General features: G+C 67.9%; 13 protein-coding genes. 6 read left to right on the top strand and 7 right to left on the bottom strand.

Annotated features, from left to right (window positions below; translation table 11 throughout):
* Nucleotides 1-46: 46 nt before the first annotated feature.
* The 3 genes from AC3WTC_RS14515 to AC3WTC_RS14505 form a co-directional block, all read right to left on the bottom strand.
* Nucleotides 47-2,839, bottom strand: a complete 2,793-nt coding sequence (locus AC3WTC_RS14515; protein WP_223496034.1) for a TonB-dependent receptor — start codon at nucleotides 2,837-2,839, stop codon at nucleotides 47-49.
* Between the two features lie 216 nt (nucleotides 2,840-3,055).
* Nucleotides 3,056-3,712 (bottom strand): energy transducer TonB, encoded by a 657-nt coding sequence (locus AC3WTC_RS14510; RefSeq protein WP_025879290.1) that lies wholly within the window; start codon nucleotides 3,710-3,712, stop codon nucleotides 3,056-3,058.
* Nucleotides 3,713-3,931: 219 nt separating this feature from the next.
* Nucleotides 3,932-4,669: an SIMPL domain-containing protein gene (locus tag AC3WTC_RS14505; RefSeq protein WP_025879289.1), complete on the bottom strand. Its 738-nt coding sequence runs from the start codon at nucleotides 4,667-4,669 to the stop codon at nucleotides 3,932-3,934.
* Between the two features lie 130 nt (nucleotides 4,670-4,799).
* Here AC3WTC_RS14505 and AC3WTC_RS14500 point away from each other — a divergent pair, with 130 nt between their 5' ends.
* The 4 genes from AC3WTC_RS14500 to tldD all read left to right on the top strand — a co-directional run bounded on the left by AC3WTC_RS14500 (nucleotide 4,800) and on the right by tldD (nucleotide 12,297).
* Nucleotides 4,800-5,408: a Maf family nucleotide pyrophosphatase gene (locus tag AC3WTC_RS14500; RefSeq protein ID WP_025879288.1), complete on the top strand. Its 609-nt coding sequence runs from the start codon at nucleotides 4,800-4,802 to the stop codon at nucleotides 5,406-5,408.
* A complete protein-coding gene (gene rng / locus AC3WTC_RS14495) occupies nucleotides 5,401-6,888 on the top strand; it encodes a ribonuclease G (RefSeq protein WP_025879287.1) in 1,488 nt (495 codons plus the stop codon). Before AC3WTC_RS14500 ends, rng begins: the two co-directional genes overlap by 8 nt.
* A gap of 30 nt (nucleotides 6,889-6,918) precedes the next feature.
* Entirely contained in the window at nucleotides 6,919-10,788 is a 3,870-nt protein-coding gene (locus AC3WTC_RS14490; protein WP_492711737.1) for a YhdP family protein, read from the top strand.
* A 63-nt stretch (nucleotides 10,789-10,851) separates the two neighbouring features.
* Nucleotides 10,852-12,297 (top strand): metalloprotease TldD, encoded by a 1,446-nt coding sequence (gene tldD, locus AC3WTC_RS14485; RefSeq protein WP_025879285.1) that lies wholly within the window; start codon nucleotides 10,852-10,854, stop codon nucleotides 12,295-12,297.
* Between the two features lie 41 nt (nucleotides 12,298-12,338).
* Here the strand turns inward: tldD and yjgA are convergent, their stop codons facing one another.
* Nucleotides 12,339-12,929 carry a ribosome biogenesis factor YjgA gene (gene yjgA / locus AC3WTC_RS14480; RefSeq protein ID WP_080148329.1) on the bottom strand — a complete coding sequence of 197 codons (591 nt, stop codon included), beginning with the start codon at nucleotides 12,927-12,929 and terminating at the stop codon, nucleotides 12,339-12,341.
* A gap of 68 nt (nucleotides 12,930-12,997) precedes the next feature.
* On the opposite strand from yjgA, the gene pmbA reads away from it, so the two are divergent.
* Both pmbA and AC3WTC_RS14470 read left to right on the top strand, forming a co-directional pair.
* The gene (gene pmbA / locus AC3WTC_RS14475; RefSeq protein WP_025879283.1) at nucleotides 12,998-14,365 is read left to right on the top strand and encodes a metalloprotease PmbA; all 1,368 of its coding nucleotides are present in this window, start codon (nucleotides 12,998-13,000) and stop codon (nucleotides 14,363-14,365) included.
* Nucleotides 14,366-14,453: 88 nt separating this feature from the next.
* Nucleotides 14,454-14,816, top strand: a complete 363-nt coding sequence (locus AC3WTC_RS14470) for a DUF4870 domain-containing protein (protein WP_025879282.1) — start codon at nucleotides 14,454-14,456, stop codon at nucleotides 14,814-14,816.
* A gap of 123 nt (nucleotides 14,817-14,939) precedes the next feature.
* Here AC3WTC_RS14470 and AC3WTC_RS14465 read toward each other — a convergent pair whose 3' ends face one another.
* The 3 genes from AC3WTC_RS14465 to tilS are packed head-to-tail and all read right to left on the bottom strand — an operon-like array spanning nucleotide 14,940 to nucleotide 17,391.
* On the bottom strand, nucleotides 14,940-15,818 hold the full coding sequence (locus tag AC3WTC_RS14465; RefSeq protein WP_033831691.1) for a polyprenyl synthetase family protein: 879 nt from the start codon (nucleotides 15,816-15,818) through the stop codon (nucleotides 14,940-14,942).
* Nucleotides 15,808-16,068: an exodeoxyribonuclease VII small subunit gene (locus tag AC3WTC_RS14460; RefSeq protein WP_006381978.1), complete on the bottom strand. Its 261-nt coding sequence runs from the start codon at nucleotides 16,066-16,068 to the stop codon at nucleotides 15,808-15,810. The genes AC3WTC_RS14465 and AC3WTC_RS14460 overlap by 11 nt, the downstream gene beginning before the upstream one ends.
* Nucleotides 16,069-16,104: 36 nt before the next feature.
* On the bottom strand, nucleotides 16,105-17,391 hold the full coding sequence (tilS, locus tag AC3WTC_RS14455; protein WP_279208965.1) for a tRNA lysidine(34) synthetase TilS: 1,287 nt from the start codon (nucleotides 17,389-17,391) through the stop codon (nucleotides 16,105-16,107).
* Nucleotides 17,392-17,574 lie beyond the last annotated feature (183 nt).

Raw genomic sequence — 17,574 nt, 5'->3', positions numbered from 1 at the left:
GGCCCAGGCGTGAGCCCGGGCCTTTGCAGGTGAAGCGGCAGCGGTATTACTTGAAGGTGTACTTGAAGCCGACGGTGTAATAACGACCCAGCGCACCGGAGAAGTGCATCGGGTTGTAGTTCACGCCGCCGTAGGTGGTCGGGTCGAGCGGGGCGATGCGGTCGAACACGTTCGCCACCGAGGCGTTGAGTTCGAACGAATCGTTGATGCTCCAGCGACCGGACAGGTCCATCGTGGTGAACGAAGAGATCTTCTTCACCGGCTCGCCATCGGCGTAGAAGGCCAGGTAGTCGCCGCCACGCTTGTCTTTGTTCTCCATCTTGCTGATGTAGTTGGCAACGGCGCTGACGCTCCACGGCCCCTGCTTCCAGGTGGTGCCGAAGTTCACCTTGTCCTTCGGCGTGCCGATGCAGTTGGTGACATCGCAGTTGCCGTGGGTGCCCACGTAGTCAACGGTGTCCCCACCCTCGGTACGCTCGAACTTCAGGATGTGGCTCCACTGCAGGTCCAGCTCCAGCTGGCCCGGGCCGATATCGAAGGTCTGGCGGATATCGGTATCGATACCGCGCACGCGCGAGGAGCTGGCATTCACGTAGGCGGTGTTGACTGCCAGGATGGTGCCGCTGTTGGCCACGCCATTGAGATCGTTGCTGTCACGCAGGACGTTGCCGGCGAGGATCGCTGCCGAGGTGCTGCCCTGCACGATTTCGTTGGTGCGCTTGATCTGCCAGGCATCGACGGTCATCGAGGTGGACGAGGTCGGCTGCAGCACGATGCCGACCGAGTAGCTCTTGGACTCTTCCGGCTTCAGCAGCTTGTTTGGCTTGGTGATGATCGCCACCGAGTTTGCGCCGCACTCTGCCGCGTTGTTGCCGCTGATCTGGCAACGAATCGGGTCGACTGCGGTGGAGAAGGCGGCCAGGCCACCGTCACCGTTCTCGGCCGGGTTCGGCGCGCGGAAGCCTTCGGCGTAGCTGGCGCGCAGGGCGATCCAGTCGGCCGGGGTCCACTTCACGCCCAGCTTCGGCGTGGCCTTGCCTTCACCGCTCTCGTACTTGTCGTAGCGCATGGCGGCCGACAGCTCCAACTGCTCCAGCACCGGTGCGGACAGTTCGACGTAGCCTGCGTACACGTTCTGGGTGCCGTCGTAGGCCGAATAGCCCAGGCCGATGATGTCGCCGGTGTCGGTGAAGGTCTGCGGGGTCAGGCTGTTGCTGGTCTTGCGCCATTCGGTGCCGAACGCCAGGCCGAGCGGGCCACCCTTCAGGTCCATCAGGCTGCGCGACATGGTGAAGTCGAACATGTCCAGGCTGGACTTGGCGCGTGCACTGATCATAGGCGAGATGAAGTCGTACAGCGCCTGCGAGTTCTGGCCGGCGTTGTCGCCGATGCGCCACACGCCACCGGCGCAGTTCGGGTTGGCCAGTGCGCAACGCACGTTGTCGTAGTTCAGGAAGCCGGTGCGCTTGTTGGTCAGGTCGGTGCCCGAATGCAGGTAGGCGGTGTCGTAGCTCCAGTCACCCCAGTTGCCCTTCACGCCAACCAGGAAACGGTTGAACTCGTTGGTGTTGTCGGTAACGCGCGGGCCGACGTCCCAGGCCGAGTAGCGCAGGCGCACCGGCGCACCGGTCGGGTTGTCCGGGTGGGTGGCACCGAGCGTGGTGGCGCCCGAGCCGCTGTTGGCATTGACCGGGCCGCCGGGGTAACCCCAGCCGCCGGATACGCCGGACGGGGTGTTGCTGAAGATCGTCTGCTTCTTCGAGTAGCCGATCTCGGTGTAGACCTCGCCGCCTTCACCGAAGGCGAAGCTGGCGCGACCGAACACGTTGACGTATTTCTCTTCCGGAATCAGGTCGCGGTACTGCTGCGCCGGATCGAACAGGCAGCCGTCGGCGGCGATGCTGGCCGGGGTCTGGCCACCAATGGTGGTCAGGCCCGCGCAGCCGGGCAGGGGAACCAGGTGACCGGTGGCATCCAGGTAGGAGCCGTTGGGGCCGGAGCCGCCCGAGGTGCCGCCACGGGTGTACGCGCCGCCCAGGAACTGTGCGGTCTTGTCATAGCCCCACTGGCGGGTGTCGCCGGTGCCGATCCACTTGCGGTTCTTGCGGTCGCTGATCTTGATGGCGTCGGTCTTGCCGACGTCCAGGCTGAAGAATGCATTCCAGCCGTCGCTGGCCAGGTCGCCGGTACCCGCGGTCAGGGTCGCCTTCTTGGCGTCGCCGTCGCTGTCGCCGGACAGGCCGTAGGAACCACGCAGGATCACGCCCTGGAAGTCGCTGCGCAGGATGATGTTGACCACGCCGGCGATGGCGTCGGAGCCGTAGATTGCCGAGGCGCCGTCCTTCAGCACTTCCACGCGCTCGACGGCGTCGAGCGGGATGGTGCTGAGGTCGGTAAACACCTTCTGGCCGTCATCGGCCAGGCCATAGGTGGCCATGCGGCGGCCGTTCAACAGCACCAGCGTGGAGCCGGCACCCAGGCCGCGCAGCGAAATGCCGGCGCCGCCACCGGCGAAGCCGTTGCCGAAGGTCTTGGGAATGGAGCCGGCACCATCAGCGGTGATGGTCTGCAGGTACTCGGCCAGCGAGGTCTTGCCGGTGCGATCGATTTCCTGGCGGGTCACCACCTGCACCGGCGACGGTGTTTCGGTGTTGGTGCGCGGGATGTTCGAACCGGTGACGGTGATCCGGTCAAGGTTGGTGGCCTGTTCCTGCGCGAATGCAGAAGAGGAAGCCACGGCCCCGGCGAGCAGCAGGGCGCCGCCGGTGAGGATATGGGTGATGGACGTTGCCAGGTGGTTGCGGCGGCGGCTGGCGGGCCGTTGGATCGGGTGTTTCACAGCTTCTCTCCTGACTGGAAAACTCGAGCATTGAGGGCTGTCTCCGGTGTGTCCCGGGACGCGTCAATCTAGGTTTCCGGCAGGTGACGGAGGTGTGAAGTTTTACTAAATTCGTAACGGTTTTCCAACGAAGTTCAAATAACCGGGCAGATTGGCCCTGTTCCGGCCCATTCACCGTTGTGACCGGCCCGGCGTGCGGCCGGGCCGGTCCGTGGCTCAGTCGGGCAGGGAGAACTGCACGGGCACCATGCCGATGGCCGGAACGGCCATGCCATCACGCTCGGCCGGCACGAAACGCCAGTGGCGCAGCACCTGCTGGCGGGCGGCCTGGTCCAGGCTGCGCGAGCCGCTGCTGCGTTCGATGCTGACGTTCACCGGCTGGCCACTGGGGTCCACTTCCACCCGCAGCAGCACCGTGCCCTGTTCGTGATTGCGCAGGGCCTGGATCGGGTAGCTGGGCGGCGGGTTGCTGCGGTACTGCAGCTGGGCGCCGGCCAGCGGCGTGGACGGGGCAATGGTCGGCGCAGCCTGCACCGCGGTCGGCTCGGCCGCCGGCAGGATGATGCCCTGGGCCTCCTCGACGGTCGCGGTGGGCGTCGGCAGCGGTGCGGGCACCGGCGTGGCCTGCCGCTTGTGCACCACCTCCACCTTTTCAGGCTCGGTCGGCACCGGCAGCGGCTCGATCGGCTTGGGCTCTTCCCTGGGAATGAACCGTACCGTGGTCTGATCGCGCGGCAGCGCGGTGATGGCCTGGTAGGTCGCCGGGATCAGCAACAACAGGAACGCGAGCAGATGCAGGGCGATGGCCGCACTCCAGGCGGCAACGCGGGCGGGATCGAAGTGCAGGGGTACTACGGGATACGTACGAACCATGGTCCACCTCCATGCCAGTGTCGAAGTCCTCAACGCACCAGGGCCGCCATCGGGGTTGCCGCACGCGGCTGGCAGTCAATCATTAGCGCGCCGCCTCCACCACTGCCTAGAGGCAGGGGCGGCAGCGTTGAGCTGGCCTTCATGTAACGCTGCCGGAACGGCGGCGGTGGAAACGAAAACGGCGCCCCGCAGGGCGCCGTCGGTTGAACGGAAGGAGCCTCAGCGGCCCAGTTCGAACACCACGTCCAGGTTCACCGAGACGGTCGACTCACCCGGGGCGACCGGGGTGGCCTTGTCCATTGCCATGCCGGCGGCCTGCGCACGCATCATCGGCATCGGGCGGAAACCGCCACCGGCGTTCTCGGAAATGCTGACAATGCGGCGCACCTGCAGGCCAAGCGACTTGGCATAGGTCTGGGCACGGGCCTGGGCCTTCTTCAGTGCCGCCAGGCGCGCTTCGTCATAGACCGGCTCGGGCTGGTCGATCTCAAACTGCGGGCCGTTGATCTGGTTGGCGCCCTGCGCGGCCAGCGCGTCCAGCACCTTGCCCAGCTTGGCGATGTCGCGGACCTTCAGGCTGACGGTGTTGCTGGCCTGGTAGCCGGTGATCTTCGGGGCTTCGTTGTCGGCATAGCGGTACTGCGGGTTGAGGCTGACGCCGCTGGTCTGCACGTCGCGCTCGGCAATGCCGGCGGCCTTGATCGCAGCCAGGACCTTGTCCATCTGCTGGGCGTTCTGGCGCATGGCGCTGTTGCCGTCGGCGGCCTGGGTGACCACGCCGGCCGACAGCGTGGCCACGTCCGGCACGCGGGTGGCTTCGGCGTTGGCCGAGATGTTCAGCAGGGTGCCTTCGGCCGCGGCGGCGATCGACGGCGACGACGGGTCGGCATGGGCGGTCATCGAAGCTCCAAGAGCGAGGGACAGGGCAAGCAGCAGCGGGGTGGCGGTGCGGCGCATGGGATCTCCTTGTTGTGGCGGTGAGGGTGGTGTCGTAGCGATGAACGCGTTGTGAGTCCGTTCGGGGTTGCAGGCGCCGGGGAAGGATTGTCCGACGATTCAGGTACCGGCGTCAGGTTATGCTGTGTCGATGCTCTATCTTGCTTCCCGCTCCCCCCGACGCAACCAGCTGCTGGCCCGACTCGGACACCCTTTCCAGGCGTTGGACCTGGAGGTCGTCGAGCAGCGCGCGGCCTCTGAAAGTGCCCAGGACTATGTCTGCCGGGTCGCCGCCGACAAGGCGCGCGCCGGCCTGGCACGGGTGCTGGCCGATGACCCGCAGGCGCGGGTGCTGGGCTCGGATACCGAAGTGGTGCTCGATGGCGAAGTATTCGGCAAGCCGGCCAACGCGGCCGACGCGCGGGCGATGCTGGCACGGCTGGCCGGGCGCACCCATCAGGTGATGACCGCCGTGGTGGTGGTGGACGCGCGCGGGCTGGACAGCGAACTGGTTGTTTCCGAGGTCACCTTCGCCGCCATCGAGTCCGCCGACATCGCTGCCTACGTCGCCACCGGCGAGCCGCTGGACAAGGCGGGTGCCTATGCCATCCAGGGCGGTGCCGAGCGCTGGATCGAACACCTTTCCGGCAGCTACTCCGGTGTCATGGGGCTGCCGTTGCTGCATACCGATCGTCTGCTGGCACGCTGCGGCGTGCTGGCCCCAACTGCTGATGCCGCCAGGGAGGCTGCCGATGTCTGAGGAAATCCTGGTCAATGTGACCCCGCGCGAAACCCGGGTCGCGGTGATCGAGAACGGCATGCTGCAGGAACTGCACATCGAGCGCGGTTGGCGCCGGGGTGTGGTCGGCAACATCTACAAGGGCAAGGTGCAGCGGGTCATGCCGGGCATGCAGGCGGCGTTCGTCGAAGTGGGGCTGGAGCGTGCCGCGTTCCTGCACGCCAACGACGTGGTGCGGCCGGCGCCGGTGGCCAGCGCCGATACCGAGAACACGACCCTGCCGCCGCCGTCCAGCGTGCCGATCGTGGAGCTGCTGCGCGACGGCCAGGACATCGTGGTGCAGGTGGTGAAGGATCCGATCGGGACCAAGGGCGCACGCCTGACCACCCAGATCAGCATTCCCTCGCGCTACATGGTGCTGCTGCCGCAGTCGAAGGTGGTGGGCGTGTCGGCGCGCATCGAGGACGAAGGCGAGCGCGCGCGGCTGAAAGCGCTGGTGACCGAACTGTCGGCCCAGCACGGCGGCTACGGCTACATCGTGCGCACCAATGCCGAGGGCCAGCCGGCCGAGGCCATCGCCGAAGACATCGCCTACCTGTCACGGGTGTGGAACGTGGTCGAGCGCCGCGGCCGCGAGGCGGCGTCGTGCAGCAACATCTATGAAGACCTGAGCCTGCCGCTGCGTTCGGTGCGCGACCTGATCCGCAAGGACGTGGACAAGGTAAAGGTGGACTCGAAGGAGACCTTCGCCCAGCTGCAGGCGTTCGTGGCCAAGTACATGCCGGTGCTGGCGGAGAAGATCGAGCTGTACAGCGGCGATCGTCCGATCTTCGACATGTTCGGGGTCGAGGACGAGATCGGCCGTGCGCTGGACAAGCAGGTACCGCTGAAATCCGGTGGCTACCTGGTGATCGACCAGACCGAGGCGATGACCACCATCGATGTCAATACCGGCTCGTTCCTCGGCCAGCGCAACCTGGAAGAGACGGTGTTCCGCACCAACCTGGAGGCCGCGCAGGCGGTGGCCAGGCAGCTGCGCCTGCGCAACCTGGGCGGCATCATCATCATCGACTTCATCGACATGGATGACGCCGAACATCGCCGCCAGGTGCTGCGTACCCTGGAAAAGGCGCTGGCCCGCGACCATGCCAAGACCACGGTGTACGACTTCTCGCCGCTGGGCCTGGTGGAGATGACGCGCAAGCGCACGGTGGAAAGCCTGGAGCGCCAGCTGTCGGAAACCTGCCCGCAGTGCAGTGGCCGCGGCACCATCAAGACCACCGAAACGGTGACCTACGAGATCTTCCGCGAGATCACCCGCGCGGTGCGCCAGTTCGATGCCGCGCGCCTGCTGGTTATCGCGTCCAGCAAGGTGGTGGCGCGGATCACCGATGAGGAATCCACGGCCGTGGCCGAGCTGGAGGAGTTCCTCGGCAAGAGCATCCGCTTCCAGGCGGACGAGCAGTACCTGCAGGAGCAGTTCGATGTTGTTCTGCTCTGATCCAGGCCGACTGTCTGCCTTCGGTGGCCGATGAGCGCGCCGCCGCGCCTGCGACTGCGAAGGATCCGCCGTCATTTCATCGCCGCATGCGCGGTTGGCCTGGTCGGGCTTGCCCTGCTGGTCGGCACCCTCAGCCAGCTGTTGCCGCTGGCTGAGCGCCATCCGGACCGGATCGCGGCCTGGCTGAGCACGCGCGCCGGGCAACCGGTGCGCTTCGAACGCCTGGACACCGCCTGGACCCGACGTGGTCCACTGCTGCAGTTGAAGGGCCTGCGCATCGGCGCGGGCCAGGGCCTGGCCATCGGCGATGCCGAGGTGCTGGTGTCGATGTACAGCGGCCTGTTGCCGGGCCGCTCTCTGACCGAACTGCGCCTGCGCGGCCTGGCGCTGGACCTGCAGCAGGCCGCCGATGGCCGCTGGTCGGTGCGCGGCCTGCCGCAGTCCAGCGCTGGCGGCGATCCGTTGGATGCGTTGCGCCGGCTGGGCGAACTGCAGGTGATTGGTGGCCGCCTCGGCGTGCATGCGCCAGCACTGGGTGTCGACGCCACCCTGCCACGTATCGACCTGCGCCTGCGCGTGGATGGCGACCGCCTGCGGGTGGGCGTGCGTGCCTGGGCACAGACCGACGCCTTGCCGCTGACGGCGGTGCTGGACCTGGATCGCCAGCGCGGCAACGGCGAGGCCTGGGTAGGCGCCGATCCGATCGATTTCCGTGCCTGGGCGCCGTTGCTGGCGGCCGGCGGCATGCGCCTGCGCGAGGGCAAGGGCGAGCTCAACCTGTGGCTGACCCTGCGTGATTTCGCCCCGGTGGCGCTGACCACCGATTCGGACCTGCGTGATCTGCGTGTCGAAGGCGCGCCGATGCCTGGCGTGGCGCGCCCGGAAATTCAATTGCAACGGCTGCAGGCGCGCCTGCGTTGGCAGCGGACGGCAGAAGGCTGGGCGCTGCAGGTGCCGCGCCTGCGGCTGCAGGCCGATGGCAGCCAGCAGCAGCTGGACGGGTTGCAACTGCGGGTGGGCAAGCAGATGCAGGTGCAGGCCGCAGCAGCGCAGGCGGGTACCGCGTTGCGCGCGCTGGCGCTCAGCGACCGCCTGGACGCGGGCCTGCGGCATTGGCTGTACCTGGCCAAGCCGCAGCTGGACGTGGCGCAGCTGCAGTTGCGCGGCCAGCAGGATGGCCCGTTGTGGATGCAGGGCGAACTGCAGTCGCTGGGCTTTGCCAGTGTTGGCAACTCGCCGGGCCTGCGCGGCCTGGGCGGCCGCTTCGAGGGCGATGCCAATGGTTTCAGCCTGCAGCTGCAACCCCAGCGCCAGCTGCAGTTCGATTGGCCGACCGGTTTCGGCGTGCGTCACGACCTGCATCTTGCCGGGCAGATCGTCGGTTGGCGCGACGAGGCCGGTGGCTGGCGCATCGGCACCCCGGCGATGCGTGTGGAAGGCACCGACTACGCTGCCGACGTGCGCGGTGGTCTCTGGTTCCAGGGCGATGGCACCCGGCCGTGGATGCAGCTGGCGGCCAAGCTGGACGACGTACCGATGACCGCGGCCAAGCGTTTCTGGATCCATTCCAGGATGAGCAAGGGCGCCACCGACTGGCTGGACATGGCCTTGGCCGGTGGCCAGGTGCGCAACGGCATCGGCCTGGTCAGTGGTGACCTGGACGACTGGCCGTTCGACAACAACGATGGCCGCTTCGAGGCCACCGGCCACATCAGCAACGGTGACATCCGCTTCCAGCACGATTGGCCGTTGATGGGCCAGGTCGATGCCGATGTCGCCTTCATTGGGCCCGGTTTCCACATGCAGGGCCGCGGCGATCTGGCTGGCGTGGCGGTGCAGACGTTCGAAGCCGGGATCCAGGATTTCGGCCAGCAGCCACTGTACGTCCGCGCCGACAGCCAGGGCGATGCCGGCAAGCTGCTGGCGATGCTGCGGCAGAGCCCGCTGCACAAGGACTACGGCGACACCCTGGACAACCTCGCGGCAAGCGGGCCGGCCAACGTGCATTTCGACCTGTTGCAGCCCCTGCGTCATGACCAGGGCGGTGGCCACCTGCAGGGCACGGTGGACCTGGCCGGGCTGAAGCTGGTCGACAAGCGCTTCCAGCTGGAATTCGACAACATGCGTGGGCAGGCCCGCTACAGCAACGCCGGCTTCGCCGCCGAGGAACTGGCCGTGCGCCACCTCGGCCAGGACGGCCGGCTGAGCCTGCGCGCCGGTGGTTTCGTGCGTGACCCCAAGCTGGCCTTCGAATCGGAACTGGCCGCCACGCTCGATGCGGGCGTGCTGATCGACCGCGCACCGGAAATGGCCTGGCTGAAGCCCTACATCAACGGCACCTCGCCGTGGACCATCGCGGTGAACCTGCCGAAGGTCGCGCCGGGTACACCAGCGCCGCCCAGCGAGCTGCGCCTGCGCTCGGATCTGCTGGGCACCCGCCTGGACCTGCCGGCACCGCTGCAGAAGCCGGCCAACGAACCGCTGCCGACCACCGTGGCCGCACAGCTGCCGATGGGCGCCGGCCGCATCGACGTGGCGTTCGGCCAGCGCCTGGCGCTGGCCGCGCGCAGCCACAACAACCAGACCGGCGTGCAGGTCACCCTGGGCAGCGACCACGTTGACCGCGAACCACCGCCCAGCGGGCTGACCATCAATGGCCGCAGCCCGACCCTGGATGCGCTGGAATGGATCGGCCTGGCCCGTGGCGCCGGTGGCGATGGCGACCCGATGCCGCTGCGCGCCGTGGACGTGCAGGTCGGCCAGCTGATGCTGATCGGCGGCGTGTTCGAGCAGACCCGCCTGCAGCTGCGCCCTGGCCCGCAGGCGCTGGACGTGCGCCTGGATGGCCCCTCGCTGGCCGGCAAGTTGAATGTGCCCAACGCCGATGGCGGCACCATCAGCGGCCAGCTCGAGCGCGTGTACTGGCAATCGCTGCCGACCCTTCCCGGAGCCACGGCGGCACCGGCGCGGGTGCAGGCCGGTGCCGACGACATGGACCCGGCCAAGCTGCCGCCGTTCGCACTGGACATCGCCGACCTGAAGTTCGGCAAGGTCGTGCTGGGCCAGGCCGTGCTGCGTACGCGGCCGATCGCCAATGGCCTGAGCGTGGAACAACTGCAGTTCCGCGCCCCCAGCCAGGAGATTGACATCCGTGGCCGTTGGCTTGGCAAGGGTGGCGGTTCGCGAACCGCGCTTGATGCGCAGGTGCGCAGTGAAGACCTGGGCGGGTTGCTGCAGAACCTCGACTACGGCGGCCAGCTGCGCGGCGGCTCCGGCCACGCCCAGCTGCAGGCCTCGTGGCCCGGCGGTCCGTCGGACTTCCAGCTTGGCAACCTGCAGGGTCAGCTCGATGTGAATGCCCGCAATGGCCAGCTGCTGGAGCTGGAGCCGGGTGCCGGCCGCGTGCTGGGCCTGCTCAGCGTCGCCCAGCTGCCGCGGCGGCTGATGTTCGACTTCCGCGACTTCTTCTCCAAGGGCTTCGCGTTCAACCAGGTCGAGGGCAGCGTGCAGTTCGGCGAGGGCATGGCCCGTACCGACAAGGTGTTGATCGAAGGGCCGGCAGCGAACATCACCATCCGTGGCCAGGCCGACCTGCGGAAACAGCAGTTCGACCAGACCATCGACGTCAACCCGCGCGCCGGCAATCTGCTGACCGTGGTCGGCGCGGTGGCCGGCGGCCCGGTGGGCGCAGCGCTGGGTGCAGCCACCAATGCGGTATTGTCCAAGCCATTGGGCGAGATCGGTGCCCGCACCTACAAGGTGACCGGCCCCTGGAAGGAGCCCAAGGTGGAGGTGATCGAGCGCAGCCGCGAACGTGCGCCAGTACCCGCACCGCCGCCGCGCCTGCCGCCGATGCCGGCCGTGCCGCCGACCGTCACCGAACCACCGCCACCGCGCTGAGCGCGGCCCCCGTTTCCCCAGGGCGGCCTTGCCTGACCGCCTTCACACCCCCAGATCGAGACCATGACTGACAACGCCCTGACGCTTGCCCAAGATCGCCTGTTGCGCCCCGGTGGCCTGGATACCGCTGGCCTGGAGCGCACCTTCGGCCAACTGCTCGGCCCCGGTGTCGACTTCGGCGACCTGTACTTCCAGCATGCCCGGCGCGAAAGCTGGAGCGTGGAAGATGGCATCGTCAAGGACGGCGCCCATTCCATCGAGCAGGGCGTGGGCGTGCGCGCGATTGCCGGCGAGAAGACCGGCTTTGCCTATTCCGATGACATCCATGCCGGTGCATTGCTGACCGCAGCGCAGTCGGCACGTGCGATCTCGCGCGAAGGCGGCGCACAGACCGGACGCTCGCTGCTGCGCGGCGATGCGCGCGTGCTGTATCCAGCGCTGGACCCGATCGACGGCATCGGCAACGAAGCCAAGGTCGAGGTGCTCAAGCGCCTGGACGGCTACCTGCGCGCGGCCGACCCGCGCGTGAAGCAGGTGATGGTCAGCCTGTCCGGTGGCGTCGATACCGTGCTGGTTGCCCGCACCGATGGTGTGCTGGGCGCCGACGTGCGCCCGCTGGTGCGGTTGAACGTGCAGGTGATCGTCGAGCAGAACGGCCGCCGTGAGTCGGGTTATGCCGGCGGCGGCGGTCGCTATGGCTATGAAGCGCTGTTTGCCGATGGCCGCCCGGAAGCCTTTGCGCGCGAGGCGCTGCGGCAGGCCCTGGTGAACCTGGAAGCGGTGCCGGCGCCGGCCGGGGTGATGCCGGTGGTGCTGGGCCCGGGCTGGCCGGGCGTACTGCTGCACGAGGCGGTCGGCCATGGCCTGGAAGGTGACTTCAACCGCAAGGGCACCAGTGTCTACGCCGGCAGGATCGGCGAGCGCGTGGCTGCCCCGGGCGTGACCATCGTCGACGACGGCACCCTGGATGGGCGCCGTGGTTCACTCAACATCGACGACGAAGGCCACCCGACCCAGTGCACCACGCTGATCGAGGACGGCATCCTGGTCGGCTACATGCAGGACAGCCTCAACGCGCGGCTGATGGGCGTGGCGCCGACCGGCAACGGCCGTCGCGAATCGTTCGCGCACATGACCATGCCGCGCATGACCAACACCTACATGCGCGCCGGCCAGCATGACCCGCAGGAAATGATCCGTTCGGTGAAGAAGGGCCTGTACGCGGTCAATTTCGGCGGCGGCCAGGTCGACATCACCAGCGGCAAGTACGTGTTCTCGGCCACCGAGGCCTACCTGATCGAGGACGGCCGGATCACCGCTCCAGTGAAGGGCGCGACCCTGATCGGCAATGGCCCGGAAACCATGCAGAAGGTGCGCATGGTCGGCAACGACCTGGCCCTGGACGAGGGCGTGGGCATCTGTGGCAAGGACGGGCAGAGTGTGCCGGTCGGTGTCGGCCAGCCGTCGCTGCTGATCGAGGGCATCACCGTCGGCGGTACCCAGGCCTGAGCACGGCGATGGCCACAGCCACCGCCATGCCCGACGGGGACTCAGTCCTCGTCGGCGTCGTCGACCGGTTCGTCTGCCTCGACGTCCTCAGCGGACACCTTAAGGCCCAGCGCGGCCGGCAGCATCAGCGTGCGCAGCACCTGGAAGATCTCGCGGTAGGCACGCGGCGGCTTGTTTTTCGCCTTCTCGGCCTGGGCGTTGCGCACCAGCGTGCGCAACTGCTGGCGGTCGGCCTGCGGATGGTCATCCAGCAGCGCGGCCAGCGCCTTGTCGCCTTCATTCATGAGGCGTTCGCGCCAGTCTTCGACACGGTGCATCATCGCCACTTCGCGGCGCCCGGTTTCGCTGTTGGCATCCAGCGCATCGCGGATCGCGTCCAGCGCGGCATCGTCCTCGCGGCGCATGTGCTTGGCGAGGAACGCCAGCTGCCGCTTGTGCGCGATATGGGCGGTGATGCGCTTGCACTCGGCAATGTGCGGCAGCAGGTCCTCCGGGATCGGCAGGCGCGCCAGCTGGGCCGGGGTCAGCGACACCAGCTTCTCGCCCAGGGCCAGGACGTCCAGCGCATCGCGCCGGTTCTGGCTGCGGCTCTTGTCGTGGAATTCACCGGTTTCTTCGTCGCGTCCGCGCATCGTCCATACCTGATTTCAAAAAAAGTCGCCCGGCGTGATGCCGGGCCCAACCCGCACAGGATAAAGCATTGAACGTGATCGCCCCTGAAGTCGCCGTCGGCGACGACAGCCCGGCCCGGCTGGAACGGCTGGCCGACATCTCCCAGCAGCTGCTGCAGCGTGCCCGCGCGCTGGGCGCCAGCCAGGCCGAGGTCAGCTGCAGCGAAGACCGTGGGCTGGAGGTCAATGTCCGTCTCGGCGAGGTCGAGACCGTGCAGTCCACCCGTGACCGCGGCATTGCCGTGACCGTCTACTTCGGCCAGCGCAAGGGCAGTGCCAGCACCGCCGACCTGCATGAGGCCAGCCTGCTGGCCACCGTAGAGCAGGCCTGCGCGATCGCCCGCCATACCGAGGACGATCCGGCCGCCGGCCTGGCCGAGGCCGACCTGATGGCCCGCGACTTCCCCGAACTGGATGGCTGGCACCCCTGGGAGCTGCAGGCCGACGAGGCGGTGGACCTGGCACTGGCCTGCGAGGCGGCGGGCCGCCAAGCCGATGCGCAGATCCGCAATTCCGATGGCGCCTCGGTGTCGAGCATGCAGAGCGTGTCGGTCTACGCCAATTCGCATGGGTTCATCGGCCGCGAGCGCGGAACCCATCATTCGATCGGCTGTGCGCTGATCGCCGGCACCGGCGATGGCATGCAGCGCGACGGCTGGTACACCGGCGCACTGGCCCGCGAGGACCTGGAAGATCCGGCCAGCGTCGGTCGTCGCGCCGCAGAGCGCACGATCGCCCGCCTGCAGCCGCGTTCGCTGCCGACCGGCAGCATGCCGGTGCTGTACGCGCCGGAAGTGGCGCGCAGCCTGGTGGGTCACCTGCTGTCGGCAGTCTCCGGCGGCGCGCTGTACCGCCAGGCGAGCTTCCTGCTGGACAGCGTCGACCAGCAGCTGTTCCCCGACTGGATGCAGATCGAGGAGCTGCCGCACCTGCGCCGTGGCCTGCGCTCGGCTGCCTTCGACGGCGACGGCGTGGCCACGCGTGCCTCGGCCCTGGTGCGTGACGGCGTGCTGCAGCGTTACGTGCTGGGCAGCTATTCGGCGCGCAAGCTGGGCCTGCAGACCACCGCCAATGCCGGCGGCGTGCACAACCTGCAGCTGGCGGCCAATGCCGGTTCGCTGCAGGACATCGCCGCGCAGATGGGCAACGGCCTGCTGGTGACCGAGCTGATGGGGCAGGGGGTGAACGGGGTGACCGGCGACTACTCGCGCGGCGCTGGCGGCTTCCGCGTGGAGAACGGCCAGATCCAGTATCCGGTGGATGGCATCACCATCGCCGGCAACCTGCGGGACATGTTCATGGCCATCGAGGCGGTCGGCAGCGATGTCGATCCGCGCTCGCATATCCGCACCGGCTCGATCCTGGTGGGACGGATGACGATCGCCGGCAATGATTGATGCCATTGATGGCGTAAGCTAGGCCCGCCTGACGCGACCGGCTTGCCGCCGGTCGGTCAAGACCACCCAATAAAAAAGGAGTTTTGTCGTGAGCGAATTCGAGAACGTCCCGGCGGCGAGCAGCGTACCCGCTGACCAGCGCACCATGGCCCTGGTGGCGCACCTGCTGGGCATCTTCACCGGTTTCATTGGTGCCCTGGTCATCTGGCTGATCAACAAGGATGACGCCAGCAAGGCCTTCGTCACTGACCAGGCCAAGGAAGCGCTGAACTTCCAGATCACCGTCGCCATCGCGATGTTCGTCTGCATCATCCTGACCTTCGTGGTCATCGGTGTGTTCCTGGCGCCGATCGTCGGCCTGCTCAGCCTGGTCTTCAGCATCATCGCTGCGGTGAAGGCGAACAATGGCGAAGCCTACCGTTACCCGTTCGCACTGCGCCTGATCAAGTAAGCGGCAACGATCAACGACGTAAAAAGAAACGCCCGGCATTGCCGGGCGTTTCCGTGTATGGCGCGTAGGGTAGCGCCGGGCCATGCCCGGCGAACGCGCAGCGCGGCAGATCCATGCCTGCAATCAGTGATCGCGTTCCACGGCCAGCGTGGCCAGCGCGCGCAGCGCATCGGCTTCTTCGTGATAGCCCGCCAGTGCCTGCTGCATGCGCGTGGAAAGTTCGCGCAGCTGCGCCTTGGCACCGTCCATGCCGAGCAGGGCAGGGAAGGTGCTCTTGTCCTGGGCCTGGTCCTTGCCGGCGGTCTTGCCCAGCTGTTCGGAACTGGCTTCGACATCGAGGATGTCATCGCGGACCTGGAAGGCCAGGCCGAGCGCATCGGCGAAACCGTCGAGCTGGGCCAGCACGGGTTCGGGTGCATCACCGCACAACGCGCCCATGCGCACCGCAGCGCGGATCAGCGCACCGGTCTTCAGCGCATGCATGCGGGTGAGGGCTGCCAGCGACTGCTGCTGGCCGGTGGCATCGATGTCCAGCGCCTGGCCGCCGCACATGCCGGCCGCGCCGGAGGCATGGGCCAGGGTCTGCAGGCACGCCACGCGCAATGCCGCCGGCAGCGGTGCATCGGCCAGCAGGCCGAACGCACGGGTCTGCAGGGCGTCGCCGGCGAGGATCGCGGTGGCTTCGTCGAAGGCGATGTGGGTGGTGGGCTTGCCACGGCGCAGGGCATCGTCGTCCATCGCCGGCAGGTCGTCGTGCACCAGCGAGTAGGCGTGGATCAGTTCCACCGCCATCGCCGCGGCATCAAGCCTGTCCAGGGGCGCGCCGAACACCTGGCCGGCGGCATAGACCAGCAAGGGGCGCATGCGCTTGCCGCCACCGAGCACGGAATGGCGCATCGCCTGGTGCAGGCGTTGCGGGGCTTCGGCCGGTGAGGGCAGGGCGGCGTCGAGCTGGCTTTCGATACGGTCGCGCCAGCGCGCGAACAACGCCTCAGCCGTCATGGCTGGGCGGATCGAAGGGTTCGGCGGTTTCGGGCTGGGCCGGATCGCTGAGCAGGCGCACGCGCAGTTCGGCCTGCTCCAGCGCCTGCTGGCACTGGCGGTACAGACCAACACCACGTTCGTAAGCACTGAGCGAGGCTTCCAGGCTCAGCTCGCCGGTTTCCATCTGCTCCACCAGCTGTTCCAGCGATTCGAGCGACTGCTCGAACTGGGCGACCGGGGAGGCGTTTTCGGGGGACTTCTTGGCCATGCGACAAGTGTGGACGGCGCGCGCGCAAGGGTCAATTCACCAGCCGCCCGGATGCCACTGCAACTGCGCATTGCGTGCCTGCAGCCAGGCCTGCAGCGGTGCGGCAGTGACTACATCGGCGGCCGCCAGCAGCTGCCCCTGGTCGAACAGCAGGGGCAGCTGTGCGCGTCGCCAGGGCGCCAGATGCTCGCGCTGCAGGCAATCCTTCAACGCGGATGAATGCGTACGGCCGGGCAGCACGATGCGCTCGCCGCCCTGGCGGGCACGCAGGTCCAGCGGGTGTTCGAAGCGGTCCGTGCCGAGCAGGCGCAGCTGGCCGCCGTCGGGCAGCTGCAGCGGTGCACGGCCGTCCCAGGCCGCGTGCCAGTCCTTCGGCAGGACCGGCAGCGCTGCCGGCAGCAGGTAGGCGTGCTGGCGCCACTGGCGGATGGCGTGCTGCTGCCAACGCACCTGCGACTGCCGATCGGCGCCTGCGGCCATCAATTCGTTCTGTACTTGCCGCAGCACATGCGCCGGCAACGGGGCTGCGCCATGGCGGCGCACCCACGCACGCAGCACGCGCGCAGCACGCTCCGGTGCAACCTGGCGCAGCAGCTCCAGCGACAGCACCCGGGGTGCCACTTCCAGGTGAGCGAGCAGTTCGGCGTCTTCTCCATCGAGCAATGCACGGGTCTGCGCGCAATGCGCGGCGCTGCCGGCCAATGCGGCGGTGGCATGCGGCCAGCGCTGGCGCAGCAGTGGCAGTACCCGCAGGCGCAGGAAATTGCGGTCGGCGTGGTCTTCGCCGTTGCTGGGGTCTTCGATCCACTGCAGGCCGTGTGTCGCCGCGTAAGCCTGCAGCGCGCTGCGCGGCACATCGAGCAGTGGCCGCCACAGCCGATGGCCATCGAGGCGGCTGTCAGCGGTCATCGCCGCCAGCCCATCGATGCCCGAACCGCGCAACGCACGCAGCAGGAAGGTCTCGGCCTGGTCGTCCTGGTGCTGGGCCAGCGCCAGGGTTTCCCCGGCCTGCAGCTCGGCGCTGAATGCAGCGCGACGTGCCAGCCGGGCGGCCCCTTCGATGCCATGGCCGTCATCACGGCTGACCTGCACGTGGTGCACGGCCAGTTCGATGCCCAGCACCGCGCATTGCTGCTGGCAGTGCTGCACCCAGTCATCGGCAACCGGTTGCAGGCCATGGTGTACGTGCATGGCACGCAGCGGCGTGCCGGCCGCCTGTGCCGATCGCCACAGCCAGTGCAGCAGCACGGTGGAATCCAGGCCGCCGCTGTAGCCGACCAGCAGCGGTGCATCAAGCGGAACGAGGGCGGGGAAGGCGGTCACGGCGGCAAGTATAGGGTGGGTGGGTGAGTCGGCAGGGCTGCGCCCTGCACCTGCCAGATCAAATGCAACAGCCGAAGCAACTGCAACAGCGGGCATTCCGTGGGATGGCGGGGTGGGTCCGGTTGCGGGGGCCGCTGCAAGTACGTCCATGTAAGCTCGGTCGCCGCATCCATGCGGCTCACG

It is taken from the genome of Stenotrophomonas sp. FW305-C-20-S1 (assembly GCF_058783335.1).
Note: the sequence above shows the minus strand (reverse complement) of the source record. Positions and strands in the feature narration are given on the sequence as shown.

Coding starts and splice junctions, on each gene's coding strand:
- AC3WTC_RS14510 (WP_025879290.1), bottom strand. CDS start 3,712: ATGGTTCGTACGTATCCCGTAGTACCCCTGCACTTCGATCCCGCCCGC.
- yjgA (WP_080148329.1), bottom strand. CDS start 12,929: ATGCGCGGACGCGACGAAGAAACCGGTGAATTCCACGACAAGAGCCGC.
- AC3WTC_RS14460 (WP_006381978.1), bottom strand. CDS start 16,068: ATGGCCAAGAAGTCCCCCGAAAACGCCTCCCCGGTCGCCCAGTTCGAG.
- AC3WTC_RS14500 (WP_025879288.1), top strand. CDS start 4,800: ATGCTCTATCTTGCTTCCCGCTCCCCCCGACGCAACCAGCTGCTGGCC.
- AC3WTC_RS14490 (WP_492711737.1), top strand. CDS start 6,919: ATGAGCGCGCCGCCGCGCCTGCGACTGCGAAGGATCCGCCGTCATTTC.
- tldD (WP_025879285.1), top strand. CDS start 10,852: ATGACTGACAACGCCCTGACGCTTGCCCAAGATCGCCTGTTGCGCCCC.
- AC3WTC_RS14505 (WP_025879289.1), bottom strand. CDS start 4,669: ATGCGCCGCACCGCCACCCCGCTGCTGCTTGCCCTGTCCCTCGCTCTT.
- rng (WP_025879287.1), top strand. CDS start 5,401: ATGTCTGAGGAAATCCTGGTCAATGTGACCCCGCGCGAAACCCGGGTC.
- AC3WTC_RS14465 (WP_033831691.1), bottom strand. CDS start 15,818: ATGACGGCTGAGGCGTTGTTCGCGCGCTGGCGCGACCGTATCGAAAGC.